This is a genomic window from Pseudomonas sp. UV AK001 (assembly GCF_046097675.1).
In the GTDB taxonomy this organism is placed as follows: domain Bacteria; phylum Pseudomonadota; class Gammaproteobacteria; order Pseudomonadales; family Pseudomonadaceae; genus Aquipseudomonas; species Aquipseudomonas kribbensis.
On sequence record NZ_JBJUVZ010000004.1, the window covers coordinates 326709 to 338424 of the forward strand.

The 11716-nt window shown below is 61.0% G+C and carries 12 protein-coding genes and 1 pseudogene; 6 read left to right on the plus strand and 7 right to left on the minus strand.

The features are described 5' to 3' along the window. The gene (locus tag ACKLNA_RS15110) at positions 1 to 936 is read right to left on the minus strand and encodes a LysR family transcriptional regulator (protein ID WP_085710261.1); all 936 of its coding nucleotides are present in this window, start codon (positions 934 to 936) and stop codon (positions 1 to 3) included. A 213-nt stretch (positions 937 to 1149) separates the two neighbouring features. Beyond that, a pseudogene (locus tag ACKLNA_RS15115) lies at positions 1150 to 2334 on the minus strand (cyanate transporter). Between the two features lie 308 nt (positions 2335 to 2642). Here ACKLNA_RS15115 and ACKLNA_RS15120 point away from each other — a divergent pair. The 4 genes from ACKLNA_RS15120 (at position 2643) to ACKLNA_RS15135 (ending at position 6880) form a co-directional block, all read left to right on the plus strand. After that, positions 2643 to 4286 carry a phosphoethanolamine transferase gene (locus ACKLNA_RS15120; protein WP_408986307.1) on the plus strand — a complete coding sequence of 548 codons (1644 nt, stop codon included), beginning with the start codon at positions 2643 to 2645 and terminating at the stop codon, positions 4284 to 4286. 131 nt (positions 4287 to 4417) lie between these two features. Further along, positions 4418 to 5551, plus strand: coding sequence for a ribonuclease D (gene rnd / locus ACKLNA_RS15125; protein WP_408986308.1), 1134 nt, complete (start codon positions 4418 to 4420; stop codon positions 5549 to 5551). Beyond that, positions 5548 to 5841: a YcgL domain-containing protein gene (locus ACKLNA_RS15130; RefSeq protein WP_408986309.1), complete on the plus strand. Its 294-nt coding sequence runs from the start codon at positions 5548 to 5550 to the stop codon at positions 5839 to 5841. The genes rnd and ACKLNA_RS15130 overlap by 4 nt, the downstream gene beginning before the upstream one ends. 106 nt (positions 5842 to 5947) lie before the next feature. Beyond that, entirely contained in the window at positions 5948 to 6880 is a 933-nt protein-coding gene (locus ACKLNA_RS15135) for a D-2-hydroxyacid dehydrogenase (RefSeq protein WP_085710268.1), read from the plus strand. Positions 6881 to 6927: 47 nt separating this feature from the next. Here ACKLNA_RS15135 and ACKLNA_RS15140 read toward each other — a convergent pair whose 3' ends face one another. Continuing rightward, positions 6928 to 7521 (minus strand): nitroreductase family protein, encoded by a 594-nt coding sequence (locus ACKLNA_RS15140; protein WP_007958056.1) that lies wholly within the window; start codon positions 7519 to 7521, stop codon positions 6928 to 6930. A gap of 282 nt (positions 7522 to 7803) precedes the next feature. Between ACKLNA_RS15140 and ACKLNA_RS15145 the strand changes: the two genes are divergently transcribed. Beyond that, positions 7804 to 8253 carry a YcgN family cysteine cluster protein gene (locus ACKLNA_RS15145; protein WP_085710269.1) on the plus strand — a complete coding sequence of 150 codons (450 nt, stop codon included), beginning with the start codon at positions 7804 to 7806 and terminating at the stop codon, positions 8251 to 8253. Between the two features lie 50 nt (positions 8254 to 8303). Beyond that, complete coding sequence (locus ACKLNA_RS15150; RefSeq protein ID WP_408986310.1) at positions 8304 to 9533, plus strand: hypothetical protein; 1230 nt, start codon at positions 8304 to 8306, stop codon at positions 9531 to 9533. Between the two features lie 3 nt (positions 9534 to 9536). On the opposite strand, the gene ACKLNA_RS15155 is transcribed toward ACKLNA_RS15150, so the two are convergent. The 4 genes from ACKLNA_RS15155 to ACKLNA_RS15170 all read right to left on the minus strand — a co-directional run bounded on the left by ACKLNA_RS15155 (position 9537) and on the right by ACKLNA_RS15170 (position 11672). Then, positions 9537 to 9914, minus strand: a complete 378-nt coding sequence (locus ACKLNA_RS15155) for a DUF2892 domain-containing protein (protein ID WP_096819384.1) — start codon at positions 9912 to 9914, stop codon at positions 9537 to 9539. A gap of 81 nt (positions 9915 to 9995) precedes the next feature. Next, positions 9996 to 10466, minus strand: a complete 471-nt coding sequence (locus tag ACKLNA_RS15160; protein ID WP_007958066.1) for an RNA methyltransferase — start codon at positions 10464 to 10466, stop codon at positions 9996 to 9998. Positions 10467 to 10564: 98 nt separating this feature from the next. Then, positions 10565 to 10936 carry a YajD family HNH nuclease gene (locus tag ACKLNA_RS15165; RefSeq protein ID WP_007944009.1) on the minus strand — a complete coding sequence of 124 codons (372 nt, stop codon included), beginning with the start codon at positions 10934 to 10936 and terminating at the stop codon, positions 10565 to 10567. A 49-nt stretch (positions 10937 to 10985) separates the two neighbouring features. Next, positions 10986 to 11672 (minus strand): hypothetical protein, encoded by a 687-nt coding sequence (locus ACKLNA_RS15170; protein WP_114881810.1) that lies wholly within the window; start codon positions 11670 to 11672, stop codon positions 10986 to 10988. Positions 11673 to 11716 lie beyond the last annotated feature (44 nt).

Consider the following 11716-nt stretch of genomic DNA (forward strand, 5'->3'; position numbering starts at 1 on the left):
TCAGGCCGCCTCCAGCTCCGCGCAGGTCTTGATCACCTGCTCGCGCAGCCAGAGGTTGGCGCTGTCCTGATCGACGTTGTGGCTCCACTGCATGTCGAGGGTGAACCCCGGCAAGCCGTTGGGTGCCTCGCAATGATTGAACACCGCGTCGTTGGTCAGCAAACGCTGGATCCGCCGGGGCAGGGTGAGGATGAAATCGGTGCCGGTGATCATCTTCAATGCTGCGCTGTAGCTGTTGGAGCGGGCGACGATCTGGCGCTTCTGCGCTTGCCGCGCCAGCCAGCCATCGACCATGTTGGTGGTGGACGTCCAGGGCGTCGGGAACACATGTCGGCGTTCTGTGAAGGCCTGCAGGCTGAGGCGCGGTTCCAGCGGCGTCGCACGTTTGTCGAAGACACAGACCAGATCATCCTCCAGCAGCATCCGCGATTTCAGGTCGGTATGGCTGCGGTGAAAATGCGGGCCGAAACAGATCACCAGATCGAGGCTGCCATCGCGCAACTCTTGCGCCGGCACGTCGGTTTCGAACTTGTGCATGTTGACCATCACCGGCAGGTCGTCGAAGTCGAAACGCTTGAGCATGCGCGGCAGGATCAGTTGCTCGAAGTATTCCGGGGCGCAGATGTTGAAGGTCACCGGTTGCGCCATCGGGTCGAAGGTCGGGGCGCCGGCGTGGCACAGGTTGATGCTTTCGAGGATTTTCTGCACATGGCCATACATGCTGCTGGCCTTGTAGGTCGGGCGCATGCCCGTGCGGGTGTTGACGAACAATTCGTCTTCAAAACTGGTACGCAGTTTCTTCAGGCAGTAACTGACGGTGGACTGACTGACAAACAGCGCCTCCGACACATCGGTGACGCTGCTTTGCTCATACACGGCGACAAACACCATGAGATCCTGCATATCGAGCTTTCTAAGCAAGTTACTGTTCAGCATCCGTTCTGTCTCGCTGTGCTCCTTGCGCCGAATCCGCGCAAACGTGTGCGCATGATCGTAACGGAACGATGGTGCCAGGAGAAAGCCCTGTAGGATTTTTCACGGACAGTTGTGGGACAGAAAGTTTTAGTAATACGACGTGTCAAAACGATCCTGTAAAAGATGGCCAGAAGACTTTAGCCAGACGGGTGAAGCACCGTGCACAACGCCCGATCAGCGAAAGTGCCGGGCGTATTGTCGAGGGTCGAAACGCAGCACGATCAGCAGCATGACCACCATCACAGCCGTCAGCGACCACCAGGCCCATTCGAAGCTGCCCAGTCGATCACGGATCACCCCGGCCAGCAGCGGCGACAGGCCGGCAATCAGGTAGCCGATGCCCTGCACGAACGCGGTCAGCCCGCCGGCGCGCTGCGGGTTGTCGAAGTGATCGAGGGAAACGATCAGGCTCATCGGGAACAGTCCGCCAATCCCCAGGCCCAGCAGGCACGGCCACAACAGGCTCATATGTTGCGGGCTGAGGATCAAGCCGCAGAACCCGGCAATGATCAGCACCAGCAGGGTACCCAGCACCAGGCGCCGGTCACGGCTGCGGTTGGCAATGGCGGGAACCACCAGACCGGAAATCACCTCCATGGCCGTCAGAAAACCCAACAGCAGACCGGCATTCTGTTCGCTCCAGCCGTTTTCCACGTAGTACGGCGCCAGCCACGCGAGTACACAGGTGTAGGACGCCGTCCCCAGACCGAAGAAGATGGCGAGCAATCAGGCGCGGGAATGGGTGAAGAAGGCCTCTTTTCTCACTGCTCTGGCTGCGATGTGTGGTGCGTCATCGCGTTGTGACAACCAGAACAGCAACGCGAGCAACGCCAGTAGCGCCCAGATCGCCAGCCCCGCCCGCCAACTGCCGGTCTCGAGCATCACCCGAGGCGCGAACTAGGCGGCCAGCGCGGCGCCGCCCATGATCGACGTGACATACAACCCCATGCACAGCGCCACGTTGTCGGGAAACCGCGATTTGATCAGGGCCGGCATCAAGGCCTGAATCAGCGCGATGCCGATCCCGGCGAGCACGGCGCTGACGATCAACTGCGCCGCCGAGTCGAGAAATAGCCGCGACAGTGTCGCCACACCGATGATCAGCAACGACAGCAGCACCGTGCGCCGTTCGCCCAGACGCTGGCTGATGCCGATCCCGAAAAACATCGCCAGCCCCATGGCCATCACCGGCAGCATGGTCAGCAGCGAGGCGAGGCTGAAGCTCAACGGAATGTCGCCACGAATCGCCGACAGCAAAGGCCCGACGGCGGCCATCGACGGGCGCAGGTTAAGGGCGACAAGGACGATGCCGAGCATCAGCCAGACGGCGGGGCGGGCAGTGGCGCGAACATTTTCCATCTTCAGACCTTTGAATCAGAGGCTGTCGATTAGGCGGACTCGATGCCGGCTCCGGCAAATCAGAAAATCCCGAGAGGTATTTAAAAACTCGATACGCCTCCCGTGCCCTCTGCCGGAACGAGCTGCACTTTTTTCTGAATCACACCTGACGAATGTTCAGGTTTCATGGTTATTTCATGAGCCAACTAATCGTTGGCTTCTTTTTCACAAAAAATTGATGGGGGGCTACGTAGAGTTTTCATTGCCCGGGTCAATGAAGTTTTCACAATTGGCCACGGCGCTTCTTTTCAGGAAATAGCCCCCCTCATATGTTGAAGTTAAAAGCCGTGCGCCCGGAATGGGTGACGTTGTTTGCCAGCGCCTTTCTTTTGATCGGATTCAATTTCGTACTTTGGCAACATCTCCTCGAGATCACCGCTGCCAACGGCATCGCCATGGGCATTGCGTTCGGGGTGATGATCTTCGCGGCCTACAACATCGTACTGACCTTTCTGGCGTTTCGCCCGGTATTAAAACCGGTGTTGACGGCGCTGTTTCTGATCAGTGCCGGTGTCGCTTATTTCATGAGTCAGTATGGCGTGATGATTGACGCCGGCATGTTTCGCAACTTCGCTGAAACCAATGCCACGGAAGTTCGTGATCTGCTGTCGTTGAAGTTGTTCGCCTATCTATTGTTTTTGGGTGTATTGCCGTCGTGGTTGTTGTGGAAGTTGCCCGTTGACTATCGTCGCTGGCATCGAGAGTTATTAAGCAAAGTTGTGGTGTGTGCAGCATCGGTCGCCGTGATTGGTGGCGTGGCACTGGCCAACTATCAGGGCTTGTCTTCGCTGTTTCGCAACCACCACGAATTGCGCCTGATGCTGGTACCGAGCAATTACATCGGCGCATCGGTTGGATATCTGCGTGAGCAGGTGGTTTCCGCCCGGCAGCCGTTCATCAAGATCGGCGAAGACGCCCAGCGCAACCCTGCACTGCAAAACCGTCCGCGCAAATCGCTGACCGTGCTGGTGGTGGGTGAAAGTGCCCGGGCGGAGAACTTCGGCATCCTCGGCTACCACCGCGACACCACGCCGAAGCTGGACAAGGAGGCCGGCCTCATCGCCTTCACCGACGTGCATTCCTGCGGTACGGAAACAGCGGTCTCGGTGCCGTGCATGTTCTCCAACATGAGTCGCCAGGATTACGACGCCAGCAAGGCGAAGAATCAGGAAGGGCTGCTGGACGTGCTCAAGCGCGCCGGCATCGATGTGATCTGGCGCGACAACCAGTCGGGCTGCAAGGGCACCTGCGATCGCGTCACCCTGCAGGACGTCAGCAATCTGAAAGACCCGGCCCTATGCGCCAACAGCGAATGCCGCGACGAAATCCTCCTGCAAGGCCTGCAGAGTTTTATCGATCACCTGGACAAGGACACCGTGCTGGTGCTGCACCAGATGGGCAGCCACGGCCCGGAATACTTCAAGCGCTATCCAAAGGAATACGAGCACTTCACGCCGGTGTGTGAAAGCAACGCGCTGAACAATTGCAGCCGCGAAAGTATCGTCAACGGTTACGACAACACGCTGGTGTACACCGACCACGTGCTGTCGAGCCTGATCGATGTGCTGCGCAGCAATCAGGAAAAAGTCGATACCGCCATGTTGTACCTCTCCGATCACGGCGAGTCCCTGGGCGAGTACAACCTGTTCCTGCACGGCACGCCGTACATGCTGGCGCCGGAACAGCAGAAACATGTGGCGATGCTGGCGTGGTTCTCCGACAGTTATCAGAAGTCGTACTCGGTCGACACCCATTGCCTGCAGTTGAGCCGTGACAAACCGTTGAGCCAGGACAACCTGTTCCATTCGATGCTTGGCCTGCTGGAGGTGCAGAGCAAGGTCTATCAGCACGATCTGGATCTGTTTGCCGGTTGCCGTGGTGCGGTCATCGATGGCGTATTGGCCAAGGACTGATCCGTCGGAATTGTTCTGTAAGACTATTCTTGCTGGCAGGCAGGAGATTTCATCAACGCTCTTGCCCTGCACAGGCGCGGAAAGCGCCGGTGGCGATATATACTGCGCGCCATTCTTGAAGGGAGAGCCGTGTGGCCATCGATATTCACTGGATTCGCGACAACGATAGCCTCGCGCAGTTTTGCGCCGAGTGGCAGCAGTTGCCTTTCGTTGCCCTCGACACCGAATTCATGCGGGTCGACACCTTCTACCCGATTGCCGGCCTGTTGCAGGTCGGCGACGGCAAACGCGCCTATCTGATCGACCCGCTGACCATTGACGCCTGGCAACCGCTGGCGGCGTTGCTGGAAAACCCGGCGGTGCTCAAGGTTCTGCACGCCTGCAGCGAAGACCTCGAAGTCCTGCTGCGCCTGACCGGCAGCCTGCCGGCGCCGCTGTTCGACACGCAACTGGCCGCGGCCTATCTGAACCTCGGGTTCTCGATGGGCTATTCGCGTCTGGTGCAGGAAGTGCTCGGCATCGAACTGCCGAAGGGCGAAACCCGTTCCGACTGGTTGCAGCGTCCGTTGTCCGACACGCAAATCAGCTATGCCGCCGAAGACGCCGTGCATCTGGCGGAAGTTTTCGTACAACTGCGTCCGAAACTGTCCCACGACAAATACGCCTGGGTGCTGGAGGATGGCGCCGAACTGGTCGCCAACCTGCGTCGCGAGACCGATCCGTACGAGGTGTACCGCGAGGCGAAGCTGGCGTGGAAACTGTCCCGCGCGCAACTCGCCGTTCTGCGCGAACTGTGCGCCTGGCGTGAGCGCGAGGCCCGTGCCCGCGACCTGCCGCGCAACCGCATCGTCCGTGAGCATTCGCTGTGGCCGCTGGCCCGCACGCAACCGGACAACCTCAGTGCGCTGGGCAAGATCGAAGACATGCACCCGCGTACCGTGCGTCAGGACGGCGAGTTTCTGCTTGATCTGATCAAGCGCTCTGGCAGTGTGGGGCCTGATCAGTGGCCGCCGGCCGTGCCGGAGCCGCTGCCGATCGAAGCCGCCGCGCTGATCAAGCAACTGCGCGCCCTGGGCCAGGCCGAGGCGGAGCGCCTGGGCATTGCGCCGGAACTGATGCTGCGCAAGAAAACCCTCGAAGCGCTGGTCAAAAGCGGCTTCCCCGAGGGGCCTTACCAATTGCCTGATTCGCTGCGTGGCTGGCGCCGCGAATTGATGGGCCAGAAGCTGCTCGACAGCCTGGCCACTGCCGGAGAACAGCCTTGAAACGTATTTGCTCCATTTACCAAAGTTCGAAGAAAAGCGGCATGTACCTCTATGTGCTCAAGAGCGATGCGCTGGAGCGTGTGCCGGAAGGCCTGATGGCGGCGTTCGGCAAGGCGAAGCATTCCTTCGATCTGGTGCTGACCCCCGAGCGCAAGCTGGCCAGCGAAGACATCACCGTCGTCCTGGAGAACCTCGACAAGCAGGGCTACCACCTGCAGATGCCACCGGCCGAGGAAGAGTACATCGAGCACTTGCCGGAAGAGTTGCTGCGACGCAACGACCCGGTCTGACCTGCGAGGCCCGGTCCCGGGCCTCTTGTAATCCCTGGAACTGTTTTTACGGCGACGACCGCCACGAAGTGGGCGGCCGTCTGCACGGTTTGCGAAAGGTTTGAAGATGCGCGTTCTGATTGCTGAACACGACCACGCGATATACGCCCGGCTGCTGCGTCAGGCGGCCCCGGAGCTTGAAGTGCTGACCAGCGGTGACTCCGCCGAACTGGCTCGCCAGGCCGTCGATTGCCCGGTGTGGCTGGGGCAGCCGGACCTGCTGGCGACCCTGCTGCGTCAAGGCCACCAGCCACAATGGCTGCAATCGACCTGGGCCGGCATCACGCCGCTGCTGGCCGATGGCTTGCGCCGGGATTACCGCCTGACCCGGGCGGTCGGCATTTTCGGTCAGGTGATGGCCGAGTACGTGCTGACCTACATGCTCGGTCACGAGCGCGAAGTACTGGCGCGGCTGGTCAGCCAGGTCGAGCGCAAATGGGACAATCGCACCGGCCAGAGCCTGGTCGGGCGCAAGGTGCTGATCGTCGGCACCGGTGACATTGGCCAGAGCGTGGCGCAGTTCCTGCGGCCATTCGGTGTCGAGTTGTACGGCATCGCCAGCAGTGCGCGGGAGCAGGCGCCGTTTGTCGAAGTCGGTTCGATGGCGGATCTGCCACGGCTGGTGGGCGAAGTGGATTACGTGGTCAATCTGCTGCCCAACACCGAGCACACTCACGACATTTACGACGCGGCGCTGTTCAAGCAATTCAAGCCGACCGGGTTGTTCATCAACGCCGGACGCGGTGTAGCGGTGGTCGATGCGGATCTGGTGGAAGCGCTGAAGGAGGGCCATCTGGCGGGCGCGGTGATCGACGTCTGCCGTCAGGAGCCGCTGCCGCAGCGTCATCCGTTCTGGACCGCATGGGGTTTGCTGTTGACCGGACACAGCTCGGCGCCGACCTCGCCGCCGATGATGGTGCAGTTGTTTCTGGATAACTTGCGGGCGTATCAGGCGGGTGAAGCGTTGCGTGGGGAAGTGGATTTCGCACGCGGTTACTGAGTTCAGAGATCGTTCCCACGTTGCGTGGGAACGATCAGCGGTACGGATTAGAGGGTGAAATCCCCTTCAGCCGCCAGCTCGCTCAACGGACGACGCGGGCTCGGCGTTTCCCGCGCTTGCAGGTAATCCGCCAGGGTTGCCTTGTCACCCAGCTTGCCCACCGCAACGGCGGCGTGCAGCGCATAACCTTGCGGAATGTTCAGCTCCTTGCGGGTCAGCTCCTGATCGAAGCCGGCCATGCCGTGGGTGTGCCAGCCGCTCAGGCTCGCTTGCAGTGCCAGGTGGCCCCACGCGGAACCGGTGTCGAAGGTGTGCCACAGCGCCGGTGTTTCTTCGGTCGCGCCCGGTGCGGTAAAGGTGGTTTTCGAAATCACGATCACCAATGCCGAAGCGTGCTGTGCCCAGCTGCGGTTGAATTCGTTGAGCAGGCCCAGGTAACGCTCCCAGTTCGGCGTGTCGCGACGGGCGTAGAGAAAACGCCACGGCTGCGAGTTGTACGCCGATGGCGCCCAGCGCGCGGCTTCGAAAAAGCTCAGCAGGGTTTCTTCGGAAATCGCTTCGCCGGTAAAGGCGCGGGGCGACCAGCGATCGGTGAACTGCGGGTGAATGGCGTATTCGGCAACGCGAGGGTTGGCACTCATCGAGAGATTCCTTGCTACGTTTGAGGACAGGTTTGAAGCAAAACCCGGCGGGATCAGTTGGGCTGAACGATGGGGGTTGAATCCGAAGCCGTGCAGTTCACCGGAATGCAACGCGGTCGAGCGTTAATGGCACCCGGCCAGGGCTTCTTGAGACAGGCAAAGCTACTTGGCCGCGCAAAAACTGACAAGCCCTGCACAACCGGCAGTCGCCAGCGCTTGGCCCACGGGGCCCTGGGCACTAGACTGGCGGCCTTTTCACCACCTGATGTTGATGCTTGAGCCATGGCCGCCAAAGTCGAACCGTTCTGGAAACGCAAAACCCTCGATCAACTGGATCACGAGGAATGGGAATCGCTGTGCGACGGATGTGGCCTGTGCTGCCTGCAGAAGCTCGAGGATGAAGAAGACAACAGCGTCTATTACACGCGCATCGCCTGCAAACTGCTGGATCTGAAAACCTGCCAGTGCAGCGATTATCCGAACCGCATCAAGTTTGTCCCGGACTGCATCCAGCTCACCCCGGGCCAGGCCGAAGAATTCAAATGGCTGCCGCCGACCTGCGGTTATCGGCTGGTCAGCGAAGGCAAGGACCTGCCGTTGTGGCATCACCTGGTCTGCGGTGATCGCGACGCCGTGCACCACGAGCGGATTTCCCAGTCCGGGCGCATGCTCGCCGAAGGCAGCGTGCCGGAAGAGGATTGGGAAGATCACCTGATTTTCCGCGCCGGATAAGCCCCTCGAGGATCCAGGCCTCGAGGATCGAGTTTCAACAAGGAGTGTGTATGGCTGTGGGATTGCGCCGGACGCTGATCGTCGGACTGCTGATGCTGAGCGCGCCGGTGTGGGCGGCAAAGAAGGTCGATCTGGATTACCGCGTGCGCCTGTTGCCGCAAAGCGATCAGGCGGAAGTGCGCCTGACCCTGGCCAAGGGCGAGGCCGTGCGCAGTCTGGATTTCGACCTTGGCGACGGCAGCCACTACAGCGACTTCAAGGCCGACGGCCAATGGCAACTGACGTCGGGCCAGCAGGCGCGCGGCGTGTGGCGTCCGACGGCGGACAAGGCCAGCCTGACCTACCGCGTACGCATCAGCCACGGCCGCAAGAACGGCAGCTTCGACACGCGCATGACGCCGACCTGGGCACTGATGCGCGGCGATGAACTGGTGCCGCCCGCCAAGCTAGATCAGCAGGAAGGCATCGAACTGGTCTCACGCCTGCAATTCGAACTGCCCGACGGCTGGAAAAGCGTCGAAACCGCTTGGCCGCGCATCGGCAAGAACAAATTCCGCATCGACAATCCGTCCCGTCTGTTCGACCGGCCCACGGGCTGGATGCTCGCTGGTCACCTCGGCAGCCGCCGCACGCGGCTGGGTGAAACCGAAGTCACCGTAGCGTCGCCGCAAGGGCAGGGCATGCGCCGGATGGATGTGCTGACGCTGCTGACTTTCGTCTGGCCGCAGGTGCAGGCGGTGTATCCGCGTCATCCGGGCAAGCTGCTGATCGTCGGCGCCAACGACCCGATGTGGCGCGGTAGCCTCGCAGCACGGGACTCGATCTACCTCAACACGCGTTTGCCGCTGGTCAGCGAAAGCGGCAGCAGTCCTTTGGTCCGGGAACTGGCGCAGGTGTTCGGGCGGATCAACGACGAACAGCGCAGTGACTGGATCAAGGAAGGGTTCGCCGAGTATTACGCCGTCGAACTGGTGCGTCGTGCTGGTGGCATGAGCGACGAACGTTATCAGGCGTATCAGGTGAAACTGGCGAAGGACAGCCAGAAAGTGACAACGTTGCGCGGCGAGCAGATCAGCCCGGCGCAGGTCTCCAAAGCGGTTCTGCTGTTACAGGAGCTGGATCGCGAGATCCGTCTGAAGACCCGCAACAAGCGCTCGCTGGATGATGTGCTGCGCGGAGCGATGCATCTGGGAACGGTGGATACCAAGGCATTTGTGCAACTCGCCGAGAGTGTCATCGGCGAGTCGTCCAGGGTGCTTGATAGCGGATTGATTCAGTAGCGATCAGACCCCGGCTTTGGGCGACTTCACCGAATCATTGCCGGTCACGGTGGCGGTTTTGGTCGCCGCTTCGGCATTGGCTTTGAGCTTGCTCAGCTCTTCACCGGCGCGCTCGATCTTCGTGCGCACGTTGTTCATGTCCTGACGGCTTTTCTCCAGCAGGCTTTTCACCGAACTGTGGCCGGTGATGCCGCGGGCCATGGCCACGCCGCCAATCGCCACCTGGATCAGCCCGAACACGCCGCCACGGCGCAGGCCCTTGCCGACCATGATCACGCCGCCGGCCAGCGAGCCGATGCGCTCCCAGCCTTCGACGTTCTGTTCGGAACGGGTCTGGAACGGGGTGGATTCGATACGCTCGACGCGTTTGAGCTCGGTCATGATCTTTCTCCAGGCAATGAGTGATGGATAAACAAGCTGACTGCCGGGGCGGTCAGCTCGTTCCATCGGATGTGCGGCGTTTCAGCGGAATTTCGGCCCGGAACGGGTGTTCAGGCCTTTGGCCATGCGGTCGTAGAGCACGACGTTGACCGTCGCGGCGAGGTTCATGCATCCGGTGGTCGGGATGTACACGACGTCTTCGCACCAGTCGCGGATTTCCTGATCCAGCGAGCCGTCTTCGGGGCCGAAGATGTACAGGGCGCGATCCGGGTGGGTGTATTCCGGCAGCGGGCGGGCGCCGTCGACCAGTTCCACGGCGACCGGGACGCAATTGAGCGGCAGGATCTTTTTCAGGTCGTCGATGCCGATCAGCGGGATGTCGTAGTGCACGCGCTTGGTGTCGGTGACGAAATCGGCGGCGCGCTCATAGCGCTTGCCGGTGTAGAACACGGTCGACACGCCATAGCAGCCTGCGGCGCGCATCACCGAACCGACGTTTTCCGGTGATTTGGGGTTATACAAACCAATGCAGCTGTACCGTTTGTCTGCCACGAGCGGGGTGCCTTCGGGAAAAAGAGGGCGATTATACGGGGATTGGGGGAGGGCGGCACCGATCATTCCCGCACGGCGCGGGAATGATCACGGGCGGTTCAGTCTTCTTTTTTCATCAGGCCGGCCAGCGCCGCAAACGGGTTGTGCGTGGCCTTGGCGATTTTCGGCGTGCTCAGGGAGCCTTCGCCGAAATACTGCTGGTCGGTGTAGCGCGAGTGTTCGTTGTCGTGGCAGTACAGGCACAGCAGTTCCCAGTTGGAACCGTCCTGCGGGTTGTTGTCATGGTTGTGGTCGCGGTGATGCACGGTCAGCTCGCTCAGGCGCTTGCCGGAGAACTCACGGGCGCAGCGGCCGCACACGTGCGGGTACATCTTCAGGGCCTTGTCGCGGTAGCCCATTTCCTTGTCGCGCTGGTTGTCGGCGAGGATGCGATCCAGCTTCGAAGTGTTGGTCGGGGTGGACGAACTCATGGGTTCACCTTTGTAGAAAGACTAATGACGGTTATGACGCAAGTTTAGCTCAGCCCTTGAGCTTCTCGGCAATCCAGATCGTATGGCGGGTGCCCTTGTTGCCGTGGGCGAAAACCTGCACTTCCTCGGCCTTGAAACCGGCCTTCTTCAATTTGTCGGAAAACTGCCGGTCGGCGCTGGCGGACCATACCGCCAGTACGCCTTTGGGCCGCATCGCCCTGGCGCAGGCGGCGAGGCCGGCGGCGGAATACAGCCAGCTGTTGGCCCTCTGGGTCAGGCCTTCGGGGCCGTTGTCGACGTCGAGCATGATCGCGTCGAAGCCGTTCGGCTCGCTTTGCAGCACCTTGGCCACGTCTTCCTGGCGGATCACCGTGCGTGGGTCGAGCAGCGGGCGTCCGGACTTTTCACCGAGCGGGCCACGGTTCCACTCGACCACACCGGGCACCAGTTCGGCGACCACCACTTCGGCGCTTTTGCCCAGATGCTTGAGTGCGGAGGCGAGGGTGAAGCCCATGCCCAATCCGCCGATCAGCACCCGCGAGTCCGGCCGGCCGGCGACCTTGCGGCACGGGATCTCGGCCAATGCGTCTTCGGAACCGTGCATGCGGGTGTTCATCAATTGGCCGCCGTCACCGCCCTGGATCTTGATGACAAAGTCCTCGCCGTACTCGAACAGGCACAGGGCGCCGCCGTTGTCAGGGATCGGCGTGGTGTCGAGCAGAACGAAACGTTTCATGGAAATCTCTACAGGGGGGAAGGCAAGCAGGCGCGTTGGGAGTA